We start from the raw sequence: 23,116 nt of genomic DNA on the forward strand, positions 1-23,116 counted from the left end.
TAGCTTTTAAAGGCAATGAGTTTTTTTATTTGAAACAGTAGTATGAATTACAAACCTGCTACTTCTTTAATTTCTGATATTACACGATCCGCTAATTTATCTGCTTCTGCCTGACTTTTAGCTTCGGTATAAATTCTAATAATTGGTTCTGTATTTGATTTACGTAAATGTACCCAATTTTCAGCAAAATCTATTTTTACACCATCTATAGTAGATATCTCTTCATCTTTATATTTATCTGCCATAGCAACTAAAATACCATCAACATCTAACCCTGGTGTTAACTGTATTTTCTTTTTACTCATAAAGTAACTTGGATAACTAGCTCTTAATTCTGCAACTGTACCTCCTTTTTCTGCCATAAGCATTAAAAATAAAGCTGAACCAACTAATGAATCTCTACCATAGTGACTTTCTGGATATATAATACCTCCGTTACCTTCGCCACCAATAACTGCGTTAGTAGCTTTCATTTTAGTAACTACGTTTACTTCTCCTACAGCAGCAGCCTGGTATATACCACCGTGTTTTTCTGTTATATCTCTAAGAGCTCTAGAAGAAGATAAGTTAGAGACTGTGTTTCCTTTAGTTTTACCTAAAACATAATCTGCACAAGCAACCAATGTATACTCTTCTCCAAACATTTCACCATCATTACTAATAAATGCTAAACGGTCTACATCTGGATCTACTACAATACCAAAATCTGCTTTTTCCTTGACAACTAAAGCACTAATATCTCCTAAGTGTTCTTTTAAAGGCTCTGGATTATGCGGAAAATGACCTGTAGGCTCACAGTATAGTTTTACAACTTCTACTCCTAGTTCTTCTAATAACTTTGGTATTGCAATACCTCCCGTAGAGTTTACACCATCTACAACCACTTTAAATTTAGCAGCTTTAATTACTTCTTTGTCTACCAATGACAAGTTTAAAACTTCATCAATATGTATATCTATGTAAGAGTCATTTCTAAGAATTGTTCCCAAGTCATCTACTTCAGAAAATACAAATTCTTCCTTATCTGCAATAGCTAATATTTTTGCTCCTTGTTCTGCATCTAAAAACTCTCCTTTTTCATTTAAAAGTTTTAAGGCATTCCATTGTTTTGGATTATGACTAGCTGTTAGTATAATACCACCGTCTGCTGCTTCTAAAGGCACAGCAATTTCTACGGTTGGCGTTGTAGACAAATCTAAATCTATAATATCTATTCCTAAACCAACTAAAGTAGAAACCACGATATTCTGAATCATTTCTCCTGATAATCTAGCATCACGACCAATTACAACTTTTAATTTTTCTTTTTTAGAGTACTCTTTTAACCAAATACCATAAGCTGCCGCAAATTTTACTGCGTCTAAAGGTGTTAAGTTTTCTGAAGGCTTACCTCCTATTGTTCCTCGTATTCCTGAAATGGATTTGATTAGTGTCATATATAATATAAAAGTTTTTACAAATATACATGTACAGAAGCAATTCTTAGGTTTTGAATTTGTAAATTCGATTTTAAGAATACTAATATCGATTTATGAATTTTCTGGCACACATTTACCTTTCTTTTGATAACGATGAAATAACTATAGGAAACTTTATTGCCGATAGTATAAGAGGCAATAAGTTTAAACACTTGCCAAAAAACATACAAAAAGGTATTACACTACACAGACATATAGACACTTTTACAGATGCGCATAAAACGGTACGTAAAAGCACCAAAAAACTACACGAAAATTACGGACATTACAGTGGTGTAATTGTAGATATTTTTTATGATCATTTTTTAGCTAAAAACTGGAGCAAATACTCCGACACTCCTTTAGATATCTTTGTAGATAACTTTTACGATCTATTAGAAGATAACTTTCCCATATTACCAGATAATACAAAGCATATGATGCCGTATATGATAGCCGATAATTGGATACTTAGTTATGCAAGTCTTGCTGGTATATCTAAGGTTTTAGACGGAATGAATAGACGTACTAAAAATAAATCTAAAATGAATTTTGCCATTATAGATTTAAAAGAACATTACGATGAGTTTGAAAAAGAGTTTACTTCCTTTTTTGAAGAATTAACAACCTTTGCTAAGCAAAAGTATATTTCTTTACTAGAAGAAGCGTAAATTATTACTTTTTCTTATTACGCTTATTGTAGTTCTTATCCCCTTTAGTTTTAGGTTTTTTATATTTTCTAGCAATCTCGAACTTATAAGAACCACCTTTGTTTACCTTCTGGTTTTTCTCTTTCTTTTCATGAAAACTAGCGCCTCTTTCTTCAGCGTTTACGTTAATAGGATTGTGGTGCTCTAAAATTACGGTACGCTCTTCTGGTATTAATTCTTTAGATATCTCTACTGTTTCTGGAATTTCTAATGCAGGAATATTATAATCCATTAGTTCCTCTATAGCATCTTTATACTCTTCTTCTTTTTCTGTATAAAACAATATAGAATTACCTTGCTCTTCTGCCCTACCTGTTCTACCAATACGGTGCATGTAGTTTTCAGGAAAAGTTGGTGTATCAAAATTAATTACGTGAGATATTTTATCCAAATCCAAACCACGAGCCATAACGTCTGTTGTCACTAAGATTCGGTTTTTACCTTCATCAAACTGATTAATAGAACGTATTCTATAATTTTGTGTTTTGTTAGAGTGAATAACACATAATTCTTCAGCAAAAATTTCGTCTAAAGATTTAAATAAACGATCTGCAAAACGTTTGTTTGCAACAAAGACCAATACTTTTTTATATGTTTTCTCATCTTTTAACAAATGAACTAACAAGTTAGCCTTTGTATAAAAGTTAGGAACAGCGTATGCTGTTTGGTGTATATTATCTAGTGGTGTACCACTAATAGCAATAGATACCTTTTCTGGATTAATAAAGAAATCGTTAATTAAAACTTCTACATCGTCTGTCATTGTAGCAGAAAACATAATGTTTTGTCTACGTGTAGGTAACAACTCAAAAATATTAGTAATCTGAAAACGAAAACCTAAATCTAACATTACGTCTACTTCATCTATAACTAACTTTTTTATAGATTTTAATTGTAATGCTCTAGATAAGACAAGATCGTATAAACGCCCTGGTGTAGCAACAATAATATCTGATCCTTTAGATACCATTTGTGCTTGAGTGTTCATATTTGTTCCTCCATAAACACCCATAACGCGCATATTTATGTATTTAGAAAAGCTACTTATTTGCTCTACTACTTGTAAAACAAGTTCTCTTGTTGGTACTAATATTAATACTCTTGGATTTTTTTGCTTAGAATATTCTAAATCTTGTAATATAGGCAACATATAAGCAAAAGTCTTTCCCGTACCCGTTTGTGCAATACCAATCATATCCTTACCAGATAGAATTACAGGGTAAGCACCTTGTTGTATTGGGGTTGGGGTAGAAAAACCTAAATCATCAATTGCGTAATGCAGTTGTTTTTTAAGATTAAATTCAGAAAAAGATTCCATTTATAATATTTTGGGCAAAGTTACAAGATATTTCTAGTAGTTGTAAACTCTAGAATTAGTTTTACATAAAAAAAACGGTCATACTAAAATATGACCGCTTTTGTATACAATAGTAGTTATTGTATTATACTCTTTTAACACGTACGGCATTCATTCCTTTCATACCTCTCTCTAGTTCATAGCTAACTTTATCGTTTTCTGCGATTTCATCAACTAATCCACTAACGTGAACAAAATACTTTTCGTTATTTTCTGCATCTATAATGAATCCGAAGCCTTTAGAAGTATCAAAGAAAGATACTTTTCCTTGTCTTACTGGATCTTCTTCTTCCATTTCTTCCTTCTTAGGAATACCAATTACTATACTTTCAGCGTCAACTTTAACTTTCTTGGTTGGATCTGGTGGAGTATCGGTAAGATGTCCATTTTCATCAACATAAGCAAGCATATCTTCAAATTCACCACCCTTAGAGTTGGCTTTTCTTTCTACTTTACGTTTTGCTTTTTCTTCACGTTTTTTTAAACGTTTCTTTTCTTTTTCTTTTTTACCGAATGTCTGTTGCGATCTCGCCATTAATATTTACTATTTTTTAGAATTGTACTTAGCCTATTTAGCTCTTTAAAAAGGAATTGAGTAAATACGTAGAGGGGCGACTTTTATTAATTAACCTGTCTAAAAAGATTTAGAATCAGGATTTATAGGGACCACTTGTTGTGTATTTAAACTTTTTCTTTAGGCTACAAATATACAAATTTTAAAATATAAAATAGTATTTACATCTAAATTCAAAGTTAATTTTTTGATAACTAATGGTTTTACCATCATTTTTATACTACTTAAGAACGCCTGTAACCCTTTTCCTTAGTACTGGCAACACCTCTTCTGCAAACCATTTGTTCTTTGCTTGCCAGATATTATTTCTAGGAGATGGGTGCGGTAAGACCATATAATTTGGTAAATAATTACGGTAATTTTTTACTGTTTGGGTCAAAGTTCTCTCTGCATTTTTCCCTAAATAATAATATTGTGCGTAAGAACCTATTAATAAGACCAAGCTAACTGAATCTATTTCGTCTAAAATATGTTTATGCCACAAGGGAGCACATTCTTTTGTTGGTGGTACATCTCCCGTTTTTCCTTTCCCTGGGTAACAAAACCCCATAGGTATTATAGCTACTTTTTTTTGATCGTAAAAATCTTCGTTAGAAATACCCATCCATTTTCTTAAATTCTGACCACTTTTATCGTCCCAAGGAATTCCTGTTTTGTGTACAACACTGCCTGGAGCCTGACCAATAATAACTATTTTACTAGTTTTAGAGGCGCTAACAATTGGTCGTGGACCAAACTGTAATTTAGCACTACATACTGTGCAGTCTTTAATTGTTTCTATAAGTTTTTCCATAGTAGAGAAAGGTAGAATTCTAAATTTAAGGTAAATTAAAGTCTTAATCTATACCTATGCTAACATTTAATGTTTTTACCTTTTAAATTAGAGGTTACACATATTAATTTTTAATTTTGTGTTTTATTAATATGTACATATACACACTATAAAACATACAAAATGAGTTTACTTTCTGAAAATGTAATACCTGGAAACCACGGTAAAATATTTGGTACAAACGCCAAAGAACAAGCAGACATTGCTATAGTAGTAGAAGCTATACTTACTGTTAACGGCATTAAAGACGTAATAGTAAATGCTGATGTTTTCCCTGCAGAACTTACTATACATACGAATGCCATAGTAGAAATAGAAAAAATTGAAAATGCGGTTAAACCATCTGGTTTTCACGCAATTCCTAAAGGTGGTTTGTTTCAGTTATAAGAAATAAACATAAGCATAAAAAAAAGTCTGGCTATTTAAAATAGTCAGACTTTTTTTTATTTAAAACTAAACCTCAGTATCTTCTAGTTCTTTTAATAAGTTTTCGGCCGAGTTTGTTATCTTTTTATAACAATTGTATCCCCATTTAGACACAAAAACCATTACTATAACAAGAACTGGCAACAACCAATACCAAATAGCACTTGGCGTAACAAAAACATCCTTATTCTTAAATAGTTTAGAAAATACAGGAATTACCAATACTATAGCCACAAAATTTAAACAAACGCCTAATTGTTGTACAAGCATTAACTTGTTTTTAGCTTTTACATATTTTTTTGCTGTTAAAGCATAACTGGCTGCATCTATTTTTATAGCTTTAATAGCGTATAAAGACTTTAATACCAAAGCAGGTAACGTTATAAAATATACAATTAAAAGTGCCCCACACAAAACAAAGTACCAAGTATCTAACTTATTAAAGTTTAGTAAAATTACCACTGCTGTAATAAAGCAAATAAACGCTCCTACTGTTTCATACGTTGCTAATTTATTAAATTTGTTTGCATAGCGCTCTTGTGTCATTTTTAGGACTAGTGTGTTTGTAATTTTCTTTTGCTTTTCTAAATCTTGGCCTATTTGTGACCATATGGCTTGCATCTCTTCAATATCCATAATTATTTATTTAAAATATTATTTTTCATTTTTTGCTTAATCCTAGAAATTTTAGTTCCAACATTACTTGCTGTAATACCTACTATTTCTGCTATTTCATCATACTGTTTTCCTTCTAAAAGCAGTAACATAAGTGCTTTCTCTAAAACGTTTAACTGTTGTATTTGAGCATACACCATTTTTAATTGTTCTTCAAAAACAGGATTATAATTTTCCGTTTGTTGCAATACAACCTTTTCTATAGCTATGCTCTTAGGTGCTTTAATTTTCTTTTTAAGTCTAGTTAAGGCTGTATTTAATGCCACTCTATACATCCAAGTACTAATTTTAGATTGGTTTTTAAATCCATCAAAAGATTTCCAAAGTTGGTATACTATATCTTGATACAGATCTTGTTGGTCCGTTTTATTAGTAGTGTATACAGTTGTAATCTTAAAAATTAGACCTTGATTGTTTTGTATTAATTCTACAAATTTTTCTTCTTTGGTCATACTCAACTTCTATTTATAGCATTAGTATAAGATACTTTAAAAAAATCACACTTTTAGGCATAAAAAAACCCCTATTTTTAATAGAGGCCTTTGTTTACTGCTATATTTAACTATTATTTTACCAAATTACTATAGTCTTCTTTAGTATCTATATCTATTTCTTTACCGTTAGGTTCTACCATTACAATTTCTTCTGCGTACTTTATTAAAACCTCTTTTGCTCCATAATCTTGACCTAGTCCTTTTAATTCTGAAAAGTAAGTAGCATCAAAAATAGCAGGTACTCCTACTCTATCTCCGTAATTAGTAGCAACAATTGTACTTATAGAGGTAGAAAACAGACTTACCATTTTAGTTAAGTAAGCACTATCTATTAAAGGCTGATCTGCCAATGTTATTAATACAGCATTGTATTCTTCTGGTAACTTCTCTAACTCGGTAACCCCACAAGCAATAGAGCTGCCAAGTCCTTTTTTCCAATCTAAATTTAAAAAGACATTCTCTTTTTTTAAATCGATTTTACTCTTAATCTCTTCTGCATTTGCTCCTAAAACCAAATAAACATCTAATAAAGCAGTATTTTCTGCTTGTTGAAGAGCATTTCCTAAAAGAGTTGTATTTCTCCAAGGTAATACTTGTTTGGTGCTCTGCATTCTGCTTGAAGAACCTGCTGCTAAAATAAGGTTGGCTATTTTCATTGGTTGTATTTAGTTGTGTATTTTTCCTATTTTATCTTTTAATTGTATAGGTTCTCTTTTTCTTATAACTGTCAAAATTTCTGCAACAATTGCAATAGAAATTTCTTGCGGAGTTTCTGCTCCTATATTTAATCCGGCTGGACCGTGAATTACATCTAAAAACTCTTCTGTAACCTCTGGATAATGCTCTATAAACTCGTTTAACAATTTTTCTCTTCGTGTTGCTGGCCCCAATAAACCAAGATAAACCGGATTTGAATTTTTTAAAGCTAACAAATATTGTAAATCTTTAACGTAGCTGTGCGTCATTAATACTACTGCTGTTTGTTTATCTATAGCAGAAACATCTAAATTTTCTGGCGTGCTTACTTGTAATCTTTCTGCTCCAGGAAAATCTGTTACTTGTTTTTCTTCATTTGGTATGGTACATACCGTGACCTCCCAACCTGTTAAAGCTGCATAAGAAGTTAACTGCACCGCATCATGTTCTGCACCAACCACAAGTAATCTAAAACAAGGTTCTAAGTCTTGGTTAAATAATGGCAACTCTTCATTTTTAGTAAAACTAGTAGAAACTACCATTTTTTCATCTAAAAAAGTAAAAATAGAACCATAATTCGAGCTTTTCACATCTTTTTTCTCATAATAAGATGAAACACTAAAATTAGTTCTGTTTCTTATTGTTTTCCAAAAAGTAGCGCAAAAATTACTACTAGGCTCAAAAGGTTCTATTAAAATATATAAAATACCCTCGCAACCCAATCTATAACGTCCATCATAGGTCATTACTTTTGCAATGCTTGTTTTAAAAACCGAATCTGCTTGTCTAATTACTTCTTTTTCTACGCAACCTCCACTAACGGCACCAATAGTTTTGCCACTATCTAAAATAAGCATACGCACTCCAGGACGCCTGTAAGAAGATCCATCTAGAGCAACAACAGTAGCCAAAACAGTCCTTTTATTTTGTTCTTTTGCAACGGTAAAAGCAGTTAGTATTTTCTTTAGTTCATGCGTCATCTTATAAAACTCTTCTTGTTTTTACAAAAGGTATAGTATCTCCCTTTAGATAAGTATTTTGGCTTGGAGCAATTTTAATAAAGCCATCACAATTTGCAAGACTAGTTAAATCTCCTGAACCATTTTCTTTTATTCTGTTCGCTAGTAGTTTTCCGTTTTCAACTGTGATCTTTACACGTAAAAACAATGTTAACGAGCCTTTATTTTCTATCTCTTCATTTAAAATAACCAAGTTTTCTGTTACAGGTAGTTGTAATGACTTTGCAAGCCAATCCTTAAAATAGATATGATAATTGGCAAATGTAGATGCTGGGTTGCCAGGAAACGAAAATATAACAGTATTTGTTTTTTTATGTACACCAAACCAAAAAGGTTTCCCCGGTCGTTGCAATACTTTATGAAACACTTTTTTTACCCCCAACTCTTCTAGTACAACTGGTAAAAAATCGAACTTACCTTTACTAACGCCACCACTTAACAACAAAACGTCATTGGTTTGTAAAGCAATTTCTAAAGCCTCTTTAATAGCCTCTTTACTATCTTTTAAATGCAAAGACTCTGCTACAATATGCTCTTCTAACAAAGCAGCACATAAAGAGTTAATATTAGATTTACGTATTTGGTGCGGTAAAGGAACTTCTGTAACTTCTACCAACTCGTTACCCGTTGCTATAGTGGTTATGCTTGGTAGTTTCTTAACCGTTACTTCTGCAGATCCCACGGCAGATAACACCCCTATTTCTGCAGCAGTAATTAGTGTATTTTTCTGTAGTACAGTTGCGCCTTTAGCCTCGTCACTACCTTTTAAATGTATATTTTGACCTTGTGTTGGTACTTTTTGCAGTTTAGCAATACCGTTTTCTATACTAATATCCTCGTACATTACAACAACATCTGTACTGTTTGGAACAACTGCACCTGTCATAATTTCTACACAAGATGTTTGTTCTTTTAACTCTACGGTTGGGTTACCAGCAGCAATTACGGCTTCAATCTTAAATGAATCTTGACCATTTTTAATAGCCGAATAAGATAATGCTATACCATCTTTAGTAGCTCTATTAAATGGCGGAAAATCTCTATCAGCCTTAATATCAATAGCTAAAACTCTACCTACAGCATTTTTTAAATGCACCTGTTCTGTGCCATAATCTACAGTATGTTCTAAAACCTTGTTATATGCTTCTTTAAATGTTATCATTATTAGTTTGCTATTTCTAAACTTCTATAAGCGTTAATTCCGCCTTCTACATTTATCACCGTAATTTCTATTTCTAAAAGCTGATTTTGAGCCATTTTACTTCGCTTACCAGACTGACAAATAACATAAACTGTTGTTTCTTTTTCTATTTTAGAATGATGAAAACCAAGCTCTGTTAAAGGTATATGTGTAGAATTTGGAATATGATATGTATTGTACTCTTCAATAGTACGTACATCTAGCAGTTGAAAACTAGTCTTTGTATGAACTAATTCTATAAAATCTTGAATATTTATTGATGCTCCTAATGAACAACCATTATCACCATAAGAATCTTCTAAAACTGTACGCTCTAAATTTTCTTTTACAGCGGTAAATTTTATTTTATTGTACGATTGATGCAAGCCGTTAAACAACAGTAATTCACCCGACAACACCTCTCCAATTCCGGCTATTAACTTTACGGTTTCTAAAGCTTGTAAATTACCAATAATTCCAGGAACTACACCTAAAACACCATTGTCGTTACAATTAGGTATTTCATTGGCAGAAGGCATATTAGGAAACAAACAGCGGTACGTTGGTCCGCCTTTGTAATTAAAAACACTTAACTGACCTTCAAAACCTTGTATTGCCCCAGAAACAAATGGTTTCTTTAAAATAACGCAAGCATCATTAACCAAATATCTGGTTGCAAAATTATCTGATGCATCTACAACAACATCAAAACCAGAAACAATATCTAACACATTTTCTTTAGTTAAAAATGTATTGTATTGCTTAAAAACAGTAGTACTATTCTGTGCTTTTAATTTCTGTACGGCAGTTGCCAATTTAGAGGCACCAACCTCAGCCTCTGTATACAACACCTGACGCTGTAAATTGGTAATATCTATAGTATCTGCTTCTACCAACCCTAAAGTACCAACACCCATTGCATTTAGGTATTGCAATACAGGAATACCTAAACCACCAACACCAATAACCAAAACTTTTGCTTTAGAAAGTTTTTCTTGTGCTGCTAAACCAAACTCTTTTAAAACGGTTTGTCTTACGTACCTCATCATATAATTGTATTCTACTTTGCTGTTATTGTTTTATCTTTTGTATTGCTTCCTCGTACTCTTTAACAGAATTAGCATTAAGTAATACTTTATCTTGTTCTGGATATACTAATTTAACATCAGAATTAATTAAAAATTTACGTGGACAACTACCATTTCCTGCGTTTAAATATGCTAAAGATTGTTGTAATGCTTCTGGCTCCCAAATAGCACATAGTGGCTCTGGTAATTCACTATCACTAGTTGCAAAAGCAGTTGCCAATTTAGTATTATCTCTTTCTGCTATTAATTGCTGTAGAGCGGCTTTATCCAATAATGGTAAATCGCAGGCTACAACCAACCAAGCAACATTAGGATTATGATTGTACGCACTTAGTAAACCATTGTATGGGCCTCTAAATTTGTTTTCATCTACAATAACATTTACCTCCTTAGAAAATTCTTTTTTTTGGTCTTCTCTTATGCTGTAAAAAGTAGAATTACATACTTCTCCTAATAAATTATATAAATAATCTCTCTGCGGAATATTGTGGTATGTTATGGCTCCCTTATCTGTACCCATTCTAGTACTTTTTCCACCAGCTAAAACCAATCCATATAGTTCTGTTTCTTTCAAAATAAAATAGTTTTTTAATTTGTAGCAGGTTTACCCACCAATAGACGTCATAGAATTACTAAAAACACCATCATATTTCTTCTGAGCTTCAAAACCTGTTTTTGCTCTACTGCCCACAGCTTTTAAAATTTGTTCCTTAACAGCTTCATCAGAATTACCTTCTCTTAAAATAGCTCTTAAATTATCACTAGGTTTAGCGTATAGACACGTAATTATATCTCCAGTAGCAGAAATACGCAGTCGATTACAAGAACCACAAAACGTTCTACTAAAAGATGGTATTAAACCAAATGTACTTTTATGGCCTTTAATTTTATAGTTGATAGAAGTTGATGTAGCAGGCGACTCTAACTTTTCTATCTCTGGAAAAGCTGTTTTAATATGATTAAATATGCTTTTATAATCCCATTTTATGGTTGAAAATTCCTTAGAACCACCATTAAACGGCATTTCTTCTAAAAACCGAATAGAAACATTGTAATGCTTCATAAGTTCTAAAATAGGAATAATATCCTCTGTGTTTTGTCCGTCTAAGGCAATAAAATTTATACGAACATTAAAACCTTCAGAAATTAACTTAATTAGATTACTGTACACAGTATCATACGTATCTCTACGCGTTATTTTATTAAATGTCTCTTTGGTAATAGCATCTAAGCTTACGTTTATATTGGTGATCCCAAGTTCTTTTAACTCGGCAATATGCGGACCAATTAATGTAGCATTTGTAGTTATAGAAATATCATCTAAACCATCTAAAGAAGCTAATCTACGTAGCAAAACCATTAAATCTTTACGTACAAAAGGTTCACCACCCGTAATTCTTATCTTATCTATACCTTGAGAAACTACTATTTCGCTAAGTTTCAGCAATTCTTCAATCGTAAAAAGCTTATCGTTTTTTGCAAAGTCTATCCCCTCAGACGGCATACAGTAGTTGCAACGTAAATTGCATCTATCTGTAACAGCTAGGCGTAAGTAATTTATTTTTCTATTATGATTGTCTATCAGCATTATTCTCTTTCGTTTGTCAAAATATTATCCACCACTAACTGGTGGTATTAAAGCAACCTCATCTGTCTCTTTAAGTGTAACGCTATGTTCCGCATAAGCACTATTTACTGCAATAGCTAAAGATGATAGCTTCTTTAAATCTGGATATTTTTCTTGTAAGTAGGTGTGTAAATCTCCTACTGTTTTTTGTGTATTGGTTGTAAAGTTAGAAACATCTAAGATACTAGAACCAATAATATCTTTGGTTACTCCAAATAATAAAACTTTCATAATTAACCTATTATCTCTTTATTCTGCACTCGCAAATGCTCTGGGTTTTTAGTAAAGGGTTGTTGTGTAAACCTATGTCCGGTTACAGCTTTTAACGCATTTGCTACAGCTGCACCTGCTGGCGGTAATGTTGGCTCTCCTAAGCCTGTCGGCGCTAGAGTATTTTCTACAAAATGAGTTTCTACTACTGGAGCTTCTTTCATTCTTATTAGCCTATAGGTATCAAAGTTTTTAGATGATGGCACACCCTTATTAAAAGCAAAATCGCCATACATAGCATGACCTATACCATCTATAACTCCACCTTGAGCTTGGTTCTCTGCTCCTATTGGGTTTACTACAATACCACAATCTATTACACAAGTAACTTTTTTAACTACAGGTAAGCCATTTACAACTTCTACGTCTGCAACCTCAGCAACGTGAGAGTTATGACAATAATACGCAGAAAAACCTTGGTATATAGTATCTGGAGTTTTCCCCCAATTAGATTTCTCTACAGCTAGCTTTATAACATTCCCTAGTCTTTCTGGAGAATACTGTATTTCTTCATCTGTGGTACCTTTTACTTTTTGTAATAGATCTAGTCTCATTTGTACACGATCTACTTTTAACTCATCTGCAAGTTCATCAAAGAAGCTTTGCTCAGCAAAAGCCAAAAAGTTTGTATACGGTGCACGCCAAGCACCAGTTGTAATTTTACTTTGGTAATTAGCAGCATCAACTTTATAATTAGCTATAGCACCTGCCGGAAAAAAGTTAGGAATTAGCCCATACATATTACCATTTACTGCCGCCTCTCTTAAATGATAACCCGTTATCTCTCCATTTTTTATAGAGGCCTTTATTTTATATTTAGATGCTGGTCTGTATATACCAGCCGTCATATCATCTTCTCTAGAGTACACAACCTTTATTGGCTTTTTAGCTAAGTTAGCTATGCTTGCTGCCTCTATAGCAAAATCACCATACAAACGTCTACCAAAGCCACCCCCCATACGTGTCATCTCTAAATGTACCTCTTCTTCATTTCTCCCTAAATTACTTGCTATAACTTTAGCTGTACGTTGTGGCGTTTGTATAGGACCTACTAAATGAATTTTATCTGCTGTTACATTGGCATAGAAGTTCATAGGCTCCATACAATTGTGTGGCAAAAAAGGCGCTTCGTATGTGCGCTCTAATATTTTATCTGCTTCTGCAAATGCTATAGCTACATTACCATCTTCTCGTAATACCTTAGCTTCTTTATCTTGTAATAAATCCTTAAGTATTTTATCGTGGTCTTCTGTACTCTCTAATTCCGTATCAGTTTTCCATTCTGCTTTAATAGTCTTCTTAGCTTTAAAAGCAGACCAAGTATCTTTTGCTAAAACAGCAATTTTATTATCAAACTCAATAACATCTATAACGTTATTAGATGCTTTGGCCTCAGAAGCATCAAAAGAAACTAGTATTTTACCAAAAGCAGGCGGACGAACAACTGCCGCGTACACCATACCTTCTGCCTTATAATCTAAACCAAACAAAGGTTTACCTGTTATAATTTTATCTATATCTACATTTACCGCATCTGTACCAATTATAGTAAAGTCTTTTGGATCTTTTACAGTAACATTCTCTGGTACTTCTAATGCCGCAGCTTCTGTTACAACTTCTCCGTAACCTAATGTCTCTCCTTTAGCATTGGTGATTACACCTTCTTTTGTTTTACAACTAGAAGCGTCTACTCCCCAACGAGCTGCTGCTGCATTTACTAACATTTGGCGAGCTGTGGCCCCTGTTTGCCTCAGAGGTTCCCAACCTAAGCGTATAGACTGACTACCACCTGCTACTTGTCTTTGAAAATGTACAGTATCTAAATCTCCTTGTACAACGTTTACATTGCTCCAAGCTACATCTAACTCCTCTGCTATTAACATTGGCATAGCGGTTTTTACACCTTGGCCTATCTCTGGATTTGGAGAAAATATGGTTACTGCTCCGTTTTCTGCTATCTTAATGTATGCATTAAAATCTTTGTAATCTAAATCTGCTAAATCTACAGGTGCTTTTGCATTGGGTTTGCAAGAGTTAAAAAGATTAAAGCCAATTAATAATCCGCCACTTGCTAAAGACGACGTTCTTATAAAATTTCTTCTACTGAATGTTATTTTTGAGTCTGACATAGTTGTTGCTTTTAAATATATTAATTAGACTAATTTATTTGCAGCAACTTCTACTGCTTTATGTATTCTATTGTAAGCCGCACATCTGCATATATTACCGTGCATTGCATTTTTTATTTCTTCTGATGACGGACTAGCATTTTTTGCTAAAAAAGCAGAAGCTGTCATTATTTGTCCAGCTTGGCAATAACCACATTGTGGCACATCTACTTCTTTCCAAGCTTCTTGCACAGGATGTGTACCATCTGTAGACAAACCCTCTATGGTAGTAACCTCCTTATCTGCAATAACACTTATTGGCGTAGAACAGCTGCGCATTGCTGTGCCGTTTATATGCACTGTGCACGCACCACATTGCCCAATACCACAACCAAACTTAGTGCCTACTAAATCTAATTGATCTCTTAACACCCACAATAAAGGTGTTTCTTCGCTAACATCTACTGTTTGTTCTTTTCCGTTTATTTTAATGGTGTAAGTTGGCATATTTTTTGATTTTAGATTGATTCACACAAAACCTATAATTAAGCAATGACAATTTACCAAAAAAATCACAATCAAATAGCACAATATTAGCATATGCTAGATGTATAGACGCTTAAAACAAAACCTTAACATTTTTTAACAGCATTAACAACAGTAGACCTATAATTTTGTACGTTTACAACCGTTAACACTAATGAACATAAATTATTATATATGAAACTGAATTGGAAGATTTTTTCTCTTTTTTGCCTAACACTTTTATTTATTTCTTGCGGAAATGCAGATGATGACGTAAAGTTTAATTTTAACGATAAGGGCGAATTAGGAAAAGGAAAAACAGTAGATGATTGCCTTGGCTTTGGAGAGAATGACCTAATATTATCTATACAAGAACAATACACTGCTAAACCAGCTAAAGTATCTATCTTTTTTAAAGTATCTGATGCTAACGGCAACCCAGTATCGGGATTACGACCTGAAGACTTTACAATATACGAACAAGGTAGAAATGACGAATGCTTTAATAAAATATCTACGTCAGAGTCGTCTGCAAAAATATCTCCTAATGAAAAGATATTTAACAACAGTACGCTGCTTGTATTAGATTTAAGCAAAAGTGTTTTAGATAGTAGTTTAGATGAATTAAAATCTGCATCTATTAGTTTTGTAAATAATGTAATGCCAGAAATAGGTAAAGAATCTTTTACAATGAGTATTCTTTGGTTCGATGGTGAAAATAAATTACACGAACTAACACCATTAACTTCTTCTAGAGAAGATTTAGTTAGCGCTATTGAAGGTATTACATCTACTATTAGTTCTGATGCTTCTACAGATTTATACGGAGCTGTAATAAAGTCTACGGATTTAGCTAGTGAATTATTAAAAGACAATAGCAGTCAAGATGTTATTGGTGCATCATCTGTAGTATTGTTTACAGATGGTACAGACCAAGCATCTAGATACACTAAAGCTGCTGCCTTAAAAAAGGTGACCGAAGCAGATCCTAATATATCTTTCTTTACTATTGGTTTAGGTAGTGAAATTGATACTGAAATTTTAAAAGAACTTGGTAAAACATTTAGCGTTTTTGCTAGCAACAAAGAAGAATTAGAAACTACGTTTAATGAGATTTCTTCTAAAATATCTGAAAGAGCAAATAGTTTTTATTTATTTGAATACTGTACCCCTAAAAGAGATGGTAGTGGAACTAGTAATTTGGTAATACAAGTTAAAAACCAAAGCAGAGAAGGCGCTGTGCAAACTAAATTTAGTGCAGACGGTTTTACTGGTGGTTGCGAATAAAATATAAAATACATCTTACTAAAAAGAGCTTCTAATAAGAAGCTCTTTTTTTATGTGCAAAAAGTAGGGTTTTCCTAGCTATAGTTGTTATACTAACATACCAAGCAATTAAGATTTATATCTAAATACAATTGCAAACCAAGAACTAACACTATAACATATTTAAAATGGAAATCTTAAAAGAAATTATTGACGAAAGTGCCATTGGCAACAAACCAGTTATTTACAAAGCATTTGTAATAAGTGTCTTTATTAGTATTGTATTAATTAGTATTACAATGCTAACCGCTATACTTAGAAATCCACAACAAGTAATTACAGGTTTTGGATATTAACTTACTTTTTTAGTATCAATCCGTTTGCAAAAGAACCTTTACCTGTATCTAAGTTTATTAAATAACCATTAATAACAGCATATACAAGCTTTCCGTTTTTCTCCAAAAAGAAATTAGGATTTTTACCTGGTGTTAATCGCATTGTTTTAGGCAATATAAAACTAGTGTCTACCATATGTAAAGGTATACTTGTGCTTTTAAGTTTAGCTGGCACTTTTAATAGAGGTATATACATAAAGCCTTCTTTTAAGATAGAAAGCGCATCTAAACTATTAAATTGTTGTGCAGACTCTAATGTCTTTGGATATACTTTAGCGGGTATTACGGTATATCCAGATGCATTAAAAGTAGTATAACCATAATAGGTAGATAAATCTCCTTGGTCTGCTACCTTACCCAAATTATAAAACTCGGTATGCTTAGGATCATCTATCTCTGTATGGTTAATTCCTAAATCTAATTGATACGTCTTACCTAATAAGTTGTAACTAACATTCAACATTTTTAGATCGAACATTTTTTTATCATTTTCAGGAATTTTTTCATACGCGTCTATAGCTATTTTAGCATAAGAGCCATTTGCAATAGTATAAATCGCGGATAAAATAGAAACGTAATTTAGCTTACGTATTTCTTGTTTCTCTATATCATCATAATTACCACCAGATTCTATTAAAATAGCACTTGTACCCCATTTTTGTATATTATCTCCAAAAGCACGCGGTTCAAAATCATCATTATAACGCCCAACTTGCCCTGGCGCATATTTTTGAACAATACTATTCATAAACACTATTACCTTCATAGCATTTGCACGCACATCATTAATATCTTTTTCATAGTTATATGCTGGCGCTAAATAAGATATTGTAGCGGGTTTATTTGTGCGTTCTGCATTGTAATACGTACTTTGGTCGTGTAGGTTAAAACCAAAATCGGCCTTAAGACTATCTCTTACTCTTTTTAATGTTCTACCCTCTGGAGATTGCAAATGCAAAGCATCTCTGTTTATATCTATTCCCAAGGTATTTCTGCGTGTATAATACTCTGCCCCATCAGGATTAAGCATTGGTAAAAAGTGCAACGTTAAGTTGCTTAATATTTCTTTCTTTTCTTCTGAGAAGGAATTGGCATCTAAAAAATTAAGAATATCAAAAATAGCCTGTGTTGCTGTAGGTTCATCTCCGTGCATTTGAGACCATAAAAATACATTAGTTTTACCCGTACCAATACTTACTAAAGAGATACTACGCCCTTCTATAGACTCCCCTACTTTGGAAACTTTAAATTTAGGATTGTTTGCAAATTTCTGTAGTAATGGCTGTATGTCCTTATGCTTAATTCTTCGCTCTTTTAAACTACCTTCTTTATAGGTATTATACGTGCTAAATAAATTAGTCGTTATTTCTTTTTGTTGCCCGTAACTGCCAAATACAAAACTTAAAACACCAACTATACTAAGGACTAAAGGCTTCATACTATTATTAATTTAGATTACTGCAAGATAATGAATGGTATTAAGTAAAATCTACTATTTTTGAAAAAGAGATTAACCTATTCTAGTATGAAAAATTTAAAAAGAGTTTTACTTGTTTTGTTTGTAGTTGTAATTGTAGCTGTAGTTTACAATTACCCTAAATTAAATATGATTTCTGGCTATGCAGCTAAAAATATGGCGTCTAATGTTTTTATTGCTGATAGATCTGCGGAAGATGTTACTGCGGTAGACAACAATGTACCATTAATAAAACTAGCCGATTCTAAAGTAGATAAAGAATCTAAGAATGCTAGCTCATCAGTTTTTGGCTTAATGACGCGTAAAGCCGTTTATAGAGATGGTTTGGGAGCTGTTTTAGTTAATGATAATTACGATCCAACTAAATTTACGTTACAACCACATAGAGATTTTACAAAAACTGGTTTGCCTTTTCCTTATGGTGATAAAGAGCAAAAGGACACTGTTTTTTCTACTATAGATTATACTGCTTTACAAAAAGCTATGGACCAAGGTTTCTCTAACCCAGATATTCAAAAAACAAGAAGTACAATTGTTATTTATAAAGATCAGATTATTGCAGAAAATTATGCAGGTGGCTTTACGGCCGATACTAAAATTTTAGGTTGGTCTATGACAAAAAGTATTGTGTCTACTTTATATGGAATATTACAGTGTAACGGAAAATTAAACGTGAACCAACTTGCTCCTATTCCTGAGTGGCAAAACGATGACAGAAAAAACATTACCTACAACCACTTACTGCGTATGCAAAGTGGTCTAGAGTGGGATGAAAATTATACTGAAATATCTGATGCTACTAAAATGCTTTTTTTAGAGTCTGATATGACACTGGTACAACAGAACAAAGAAGCTATAGCTAAACCAACAGAAATCTGGAATTACTCTTCTGGCACCTCTAACCTATTGTCTGGTTTACTAAAAAAGAACTTTAAAACACACCAGGAGTATTTAGACTTCCCTTATACTAGTTTAATAGATAAAATAGGAATGCACTCTATGCTAATTGAAGCAGATATGGAAGGCAACTACGTAGGTTCTTCTTACGGATGGGCAACTACTAGAGATTGGGCTAAATTTGGATTACTGTACCTACACAAAGGAAACTGGAACGGAGATAGAGTTTTTGATGCAGACTGGGTAGATTATGTAGCAAAACCTACTGCACACTCAGACGGTACTTATGGAGGGCATTTTTGGCTAAATGCAGAAGGTAGGTTCCCTGATGTTCCTAGAGATATGTATTACGCCAGCGGATACCAAGGGCAGTATGTATTTGTAATTCCTTCTAAAGACTTAGTTGTTGTTAGAACTGGCTTGGCTACCTATCCTATTTTTGATTTAAATGGATTTTTAGGTGGTATTGTAAAGGCTATTGAAGATTAATAAGGTACACCTAAGTAAACAGACACACATAAGAACTACAACATAGTTATCTACAGTAACCACATATTAGAACACATTGACAACATAAAGTTTTTTATACCTTATACTCGCTATATATTAGTGGTATAGTTAGTTAGAATAAAGATTTTCATTTTCATATAGTGTTCTCGTAAAAAGAGCCTTGTCTTTGTCGACAAGGCTCTTTTTCATTTTAGAAACTTTTTGTCTCATGTATGAAGGGCGTGTTATTACATAAATTAATACAACCATAATAGAATAAAAATAGAGCTAAAAAAAGCATTACAACAGAAACACCTTACATCACCACAAATAAGAAACACTTTACAACATATAGTTTTTAAAATTAAAGAAGCGCTATATATTAGCGGTATAGTTAGTTAGATTAAAAATTTTCATTTTCATATAGTGTTCTCGTAAAAAGAGTCTTGTTTTTGTCGACAAGACTCTTTTTCATTTTAGAAACTTTTTTTTGTAATCTATATCACTAGCCTTAGAATGGTGTTTTGCACTACTAAAAACATATTTTAAAAACGCTAACAACAAAATAGCGTATACTCACAACAAATACGAGTTAGTTTACAACATTAAATTTTTAAAACCTTATAGTCACTCTATATTAGGAGTGTTATTAAATAAGAAATAAAATTTTCATTTTCATATAGTGTTCTCGTAAAAAGAGTCTTGTTTTTGCCGACAAGACTCTTTTTCATTTTAGATCTTTACTATCCTAAAGTCTACTTCTTAGAAATACACCTCTCTGTAGTTCTGTAAAACAAAAAAAGTGCTCAATTAAAATTGAACACTTCTTTTTATATATACAATCTATAAAATTATTCTTCTGGCGGAAATCCGTGTATTTCTTCAAAAACTTGATCAAAATTTTCTCTTAAGTAAGCCGTTAACCTTTTCTTATAATCGTCTTTTAACCAACTTAAAAAGTTAAACGTACTTCTACTTATACATTTTGCATATACTTGTATACGGTAATCAATATCAACATCTAATAATTTAGCCAAAGCTAAAGCATCATAAACATCTTCACTGTTCTCTATACATATCTTTGCGTGCTGTTCTATAGATCTTTCTAAAACTACTTTAGAAGATTCTCCTCCAGATACAGCGCTTATGTATGTTTCCTTTATATCAAAATATACTTCTTCCGATTTTTCAAATTCTTTACGAATTTCCTCTGGCATCTCGTGCTTAAAGGTACTTTCTATATCTTCATCGTTCTTTAGACGATCCATATAGAAATTAGGATTACTAAAGATTGTTTGCCAATCTAAATCTGCTCCCCAAGGACCAAATCTATGGTAGTTATTACCTAAATCTATTACCGTAAATTTAGATTTATTATTTAAAATACGAGAACCACGACCTATCATCTGGTAATACAGGGTTAAAGACTTAGTTGCTCTGTTTAGTACAATAGTATCAATTGTTGGCTCATCAAAACCAGTAGTTAAAATACTTACAGATGTTAATATAGCATCTGGCGTTTCTTTAAACCACTTTAATATTTGTTTACGTTGTTTTTTTGTAGCTGTATTATCTAAATGCATTACAGGATACCCTGCATCTTTAAAGGTATAATAAACCTGTATAGAGGTATTAATACCGTTGTTAAAGATAAGTGTCTTCTTATTTTTAGAATGCTCTTTATAAGCCTCCATTAACTTATCTAGCATTGCAGAACTAGAATATAAATCTTCAGAAGACTTTACAGTATAATCACCATTAGAACCAATCTCTAAAGATGTTAAACCCATATTGTATTGATGAACATCTGCACGTGCTAAAAATTCGTTCTCTATAAGAGATCCAATACTTTCACCAGTAATTAATTCATCATAATTATCTTTCATTGGTAAGTTCTTGTTAGAACTTAAAGGTGTAGCTGTTACTCCTAAAACAAAAGAATTATCAAAAAATTTAAAAAGCTTTGTAAATGAATTGTAATGCGCCTCATCTATAATTACAAGACCAATATCAGAAATATCTAACATACCATCGTTTAAACGATTGTTAAGTGTCTCTACCATTGCCACAAAACAGCCATACCTTTCTTGATCTTCTAAATTTGCTGTACTGTTTACTACTTTGTTAATTACCCCAAAACTATCTAACATTTTAGATGTTTGGTTACAAAGTTCTACACGGTGAGTCATAATTAACACCTTCTTTTGATGGTGCTTTAGGTATTGCCTTACTATTTCAGAAAAAATAACTGTTTTACCACCACCTGTAGGTAATTGATAGAGTAAGTGATGATCATCTGGAGCTGTTTCAAAACGCTGAAAAATCTCATTTAGGGCTCCTCTCTGATAGTCATAAAGTTCCTTATCTGTCTTTTTTTCTTGTAATTCAAAAGCAGTCTTCGTCATAGTATCCTTTTCTGTTGGGGTGCAAAAATACATTCTTTAGTGCGTTTTACACGAATAAATAGGTAAAAAACTACTTATAATTTTTAAAAAAAGGAGTATGTCCCAAAAATTAAGACTTTCGTCCTATACGATTTGAAAATCTAGAAAATATCATGATTTTTTTCTTTGTATTAATAAAATAGACTCCTGTTAAAAGTACTACTGCTGCTGCTGCTGATTGCGTTGTAATATTTTCGTCTAAAAAATACCACCCCAATAGTAATGCGATAATAGGATTTACATAGGTAGAAGTTGCTACTTTTTCTGGAGAAACAAACTTTAATAAGTAGTTAAAAGAAGTAAATGCAACTATGCTCCCAAATACAATTAAAAGTACCATTGCCATTTGTGTTTTTCCCTCCCATTCTGTTGGTAATGACCAAGTTTCTCCAAAACAAAAACTAGCTATTAATAAAAAGAAACCCCCAGATAACATTTGGTAACCTGTGTTTACAAAGTAATTCCTTGGTAAGTCTGCCCTAGCTACAAATAAACTACCACTAGACCAACTTACCATACAAATAAATATCATAATCATACCCAATAAGGATCCCTCTTGACTAACAACTTGTTTTTGACTTACTAATAAATAAATACCGATAATACCTAAACAAACACCAACAATAGACATTGGTTGTATTTTTTTACCTTGAAAAATTCTCATTAACAACAAGACTACTAATGGCTGTGCAGATATTTCTAGTGCTGCAAAACCACTGTCTACATAACGTAAAGCCCATACTACTACTCCGTTTCCTAAGGCTAAAAATAAAAATCCTGCTATTACCGTATTTCGTAATTGTTTTGCTGTTACTTTTATTTCTAGCTTTAAAAATTTACTAATAATAAAAACAAGTATCCCTGCAGTAATAAAACGTATGGCCGCCAACATAAAAGGAGGTAACTCTGTTACTGCAATTTTATTTAATAAATAGGTAGACCCCCATATAACATAGATCGAGAAAAAAGCTAAAACTATTAGCGTTGTGTTAGATGATTTACTCATTATAAGGAGGCTAAAATATTAATTCTGCAAAAGTAAGAATAAGTTTTAAGTAATGAATTACAGCTATATTAAATAGACAAAACAAGTTGCTTTTATTACGTTCT

Annotated in this window: 23 protein-coding genes; 5 read left to right on the top strand and 18 right to left on the bottom strand. The window is 32.5% G+C overall.

Annotated features, from left to right (window positions below; all coding sequences use genetic code 11):
* Positions 1–47: 47 nt before the first annotated feature.
* Positions 48–1,436 carry a phosphoglucosamine mutase gene (gene glmM, locus M4I21_RS02170; RefSeq protein WP_249557393.1) on the bottom strand — a complete coding sequence of 463 codons (1,389 nt, stop codon included), beginning with the start codon at positions 1,434–1,436 and terminating at the stop codon, positions 48–50.
* 95 nt (positions 1,437–1,531) lie between these two features.
* Between glmM and M4I21_RS02175 the strand changes: the two genes are divergently transcribed.
* Positions 1,532–2,128, top strand: a complete 597-nt coding sequence (locus M4I21_RS02175) for an acyl carrier protein phosphodiesterase (RefSeq protein WP_249557394.1) — start codon at positions 1,532–1,534, stop codon at positions 2,126–2,128.
* Positions 2,129–2,132: 4 nt separating this feature from the next.
* On the opposite strand, the gene M4I21_RS02180 is transcribed toward M4I21_RS02175, so the two are convergent.
* The 3 genes from M4I21_RS02180 to M4I21_RS02190 all read right to left on the bottom strand — a co-directional run bounded on the left by M4I21_RS02180 (position 2,133) and on the right by M4I21_RS02190 (position 4,891).
* Positions 2,133–3,485, bottom strand: coding sequence for a DEAD/DEAH box helicase (locus M4I21_RS02180; protein ID WP_249557395.1), 1,353 nt, complete (start codon positions 3,483–3,485; stop codon positions 2,133–2,135).
* 124 nt (positions 3,486–3,609) lie between these two features.
* The gene (locus M4I21_RS02185; protein WP_072302102.1) at positions 3,610–4,059 is read right to left on the bottom strand and encodes a cold-shock protein; all 450 of its coding nucleotides are present in this window, start codon (positions 4,057–4,059) and stop codon (positions 3,610–3,612) included.
* A 259-nt stretch (positions 4,060–4,318) separates the two neighbouring features.
* Positions 4,319–4,891, bottom strand: coding sequence for a uracil-DNA glycosylase family protein (locus M4I21_RS02190; protein WP_249557396.1), 573 nt, complete (start codon positions 4,889–4,891; stop codon positions 4,319–4,321).
* 162 nt (positions 4,892–5,053) lie between these two features.
* Here M4I21_RS02190 and M4I21_RS02195 point away from each other — a divergent pair, with 162 nt between their 5' ends.
* Positions 5,054–5,317 carry a heavy-metal-associated domain-containing protein gene (locus M4I21_RS02195; RefSeq protein ID WP_249557397.1) on the top strand — a complete coding sequence of 88 codons (264 nt, stop codon included), beginning with the start codon at positions 5,054–5,056 and terminating at the stop codon, positions 5,315–5,317.
* 66 nt (positions 5,318–5,383) lie between these two features.
* On the opposite strand, the gene M4I21_RS02200 is transcribed toward M4I21_RS02195, so the two are convergent.
* The 11 genes from M4I21_RS02200 to M4I21_RS02250 all read right to left on the bottom strand — a co-directional run bounded on the left by M4I21_RS02200 (position 5,384) and on the right by M4I21_RS02250 (position 15,020).
* Positions 5,384–5,992: a hypothetical protein gene (locus tag M4I21_RS02200; RefSeq protein WP_249557398.1), complete on the bottom strand. Its 609-nt coding sequence runs from the start codon at positions 5,990–5,992 to the stop codon at positions 5,384–5,386.
* Positions 5,993–5,994: 2 nt separating this feature from the next.
* Positions 5,995–6,483 carry a sigma-70 family RNA polymerase sigma factor gene (locus M4I21_RS02205; RefSeq protein ID WP_249557399.1) on the bottom strand — a complete coding sequence of 163 codons (489 nt, stop codon included), beginning with the start codon at positions 6,481–6,483 and terminating at the stop codon, positions 5,995–5,997.
* A 113-nt stretch (positions 6,484–6,596) separates the two neighbouring features.
* Entirely contained in the window at positions 6,597–7,181 is a 585-nt protein-coding gene (locus M4I21_RS02210; RefSeq protein ID WP_249557400.1) for a nucleotidyltransferase family protein, read from the bottom strand.
* Positions 7,182–7,190: 9 nt separating this feature from the next.
* Positions 7,191–8,201 (bottom strand): XdhC family protein, encoded by a 1,011-nt coding sequence (locus M4I21_RS02215; RefSeq protein WP_249557401.1) that lies wholly within the window; start codon positions 8,199–8,201, stop codon positions 7,191–7,193.
* Position 8,202: 1 nt separating this feature from the next.
* Positions 8,203–9,402: a molybdopterin molybdotransferase MoeA gene (locus M4I21_RS02220; protein ID WP_249557402.1), complete on the bottom strand. Its 1,200-nt coding sequence runs from the start codon at positions 9,400–9,402 to the stop codon at positions 8,203–8,205.
* Positions 9,403–9,404: 2 nt separating this feature from the next.
* Positions 9,405–10,469, bottom strand: coding sequence for a HesA/MoeB/ThiF family protein (locus M4I21_RS02225; RefSeq protein ID WP_249557403.1), 1,065 nt, complete (start codon positions 10,467–10,469; stop codon positions 9,405–9,407).
* Positions 10,470–10,491: 22 nt separating this feature from the next.
* Positions 10,492–11,082, bottom strand: a complete 591-nt coding sequence (locus M4I21_RS02230) for an NTP transferase domain-containing protein (protein WP_249557404.1) — start codon at positions 11,080–11,082, stop codon at positions 10,492–10,494.
* Between the two features lie 30 nt (positions 11,083–11,112).
* Positions 11,113–12,096 carry a GTP 3',8-cyclase MoaA gene (gene moaA / locus M4I21_RS02235; RefSeq protein ID WP_249557405.1) on the bottom strand — a complete coding sequence of 328 codons (984 nt, stop codon included), beginning with the start codon at positions 12,094–12,096 and terminating at the stop codon, positions 11,113–11,115.
* A 24-nt stretch (positions 12,097–12,120) separates the two neighbouring features.
* The gene (locus M4I21_RS02240; RefSeq protein WP_249557406.1) at positions 12,121–12,366 is read right to left on the bottom strand and encodes a MoaD/ThiS family protein; all 246 of its coding nucleotides are present in this window, start codon (positions 12,364–12,366) and stop codon (positions 12,121–12,123) included.
* A 2-nt stretch (positions 12,367–12,368) separates the two neighbouring features.
* Positions 12,369–14,534 (bottom strand): xanthine dehydrogenase family protein molybdopterin-binding subunit, encoded by a 2,166-nt coding sequence (locus M4I21_RS02245; RefSeq protein WP_249557407.1) that lies wholly within the window; start codon positions 14,532–14,534, stop codon positions 12,369–12,371.
* 24 nt (positions 14,535–14,558) lie between these two features.
* Complete coding sequence (locus M4I21_RS02250) at positions 14,559–15,020, bottom strand: (2Fe-2S)-binding protein (protein ID WP_249557408.1); 462 nt, start codon at positions 15,018–15,020, stop codon at positions 14,559–14,561.
* 213 nt (positions 15,021–15,233) lie between these two features.
* Here M4I21_RS02250 and M4I21_RS02255 point away from each other — a divergent pair, with 213 nt between their 5' ends.
* Both M4I21_RS02255 and M4I21_RS02260 read left to right on the top strand, forming a co-directional pair.
* Positions 15,234–16,325, top strand: coding sequence for a vWA domain-containing protein (locus tag M4I21_RS02255; protein WP_249557409.1), 1,092 nt, complete (start codon positions 15,234–15,236; stop codon positions 16,323–16,325).
* A 167-nt stretch (positions 16,326–16,492) separates the two neighbouring features.
* A complete protein-coding gene (locus tag M4I21_RS02260; protein WP_249557410.1) occupies positions 16,493–16,660 on the top strand; it encodes a hypothetical protein in 168 nt (55 codons plus the stop codon).
* Position 16,661: 1 nt separating this feature from the next.
* Here M4I21_RS02260 and M4I21_RS02265 read toward each other — a convergent pair whose 3' ends face one another.
* Complete coding sequence (locus M4I21_RS02265; protein WP_249557411.1) at positions 16,662–18,137, bottom strand: M14 family metallopeptidase; 1,476 nt, start codon at positions 18,135–18,137, stop codon at positions 16,662–16,664.
* 87 nt (positions 18,138–18,224) lie between these two features.
* Between M4I21_RS02265 and M4I21_RS02270 the strand changes: the two genes are divergently transcribed.
* The gene (locus M4I21_RS02270) at positions 18,225–19,562 is read left to right on the top strand and encodes a serine hydrolase domain-containing protein (protein ID WP_249557412.1); all 1,338 of its coding nucleotides are present in this window, start codon (positions 18,225–18,227) and stop codon (positions 19,560–19,562) included.
* A gap of 851 nt (positions 19,563–20,413) precedes the next feature.
* On the opposite strand, the gene M4I21_RS02275 is transcribed toward M4I21_RS02270, so the two are convergent.
* Both M4I21_RS02275 and M4I21_RS02280 read right to left on the bottom strand, forming a co-directional pair.
* Positions 20,414–21,967, bottom strand: a complete 1,554-nt coding sequence (locus M4I21_RS02275; protein WP_249557777.1) for a DEAD/DEAH box helicase — start codon at positions 21,965–21,967, stop codon at positions 20,414–20,416.
* A 109-nt stretch (positions 21,968–22,076) separates the two neighbouring features.
* Positions 22,077–23,012 carry an EamA family transporter gene (locus M4I21_RS02280; protein WP_249557413.1) on the bottom strand — a complete coding sequence of 312 codons (936 nt, stop codon included), beginning with the start codon at positions 23,010–23,012 and terminating at the stop codon, positions 22,077–22,079.
* Between the last annotated feature and the right edge of the window lie 104 nt (positions 23,013–23,116).

Source organism: Cellulophaga sp. 20_2_10, assembly GCF_023476645.1.
In the GTDB taxonomy this organism is placed as follows: Bacteria; Bacteroidota; Bacteroidia; order Flavobacteriales; family Flavobacteriaceae; genus Cellulophaga.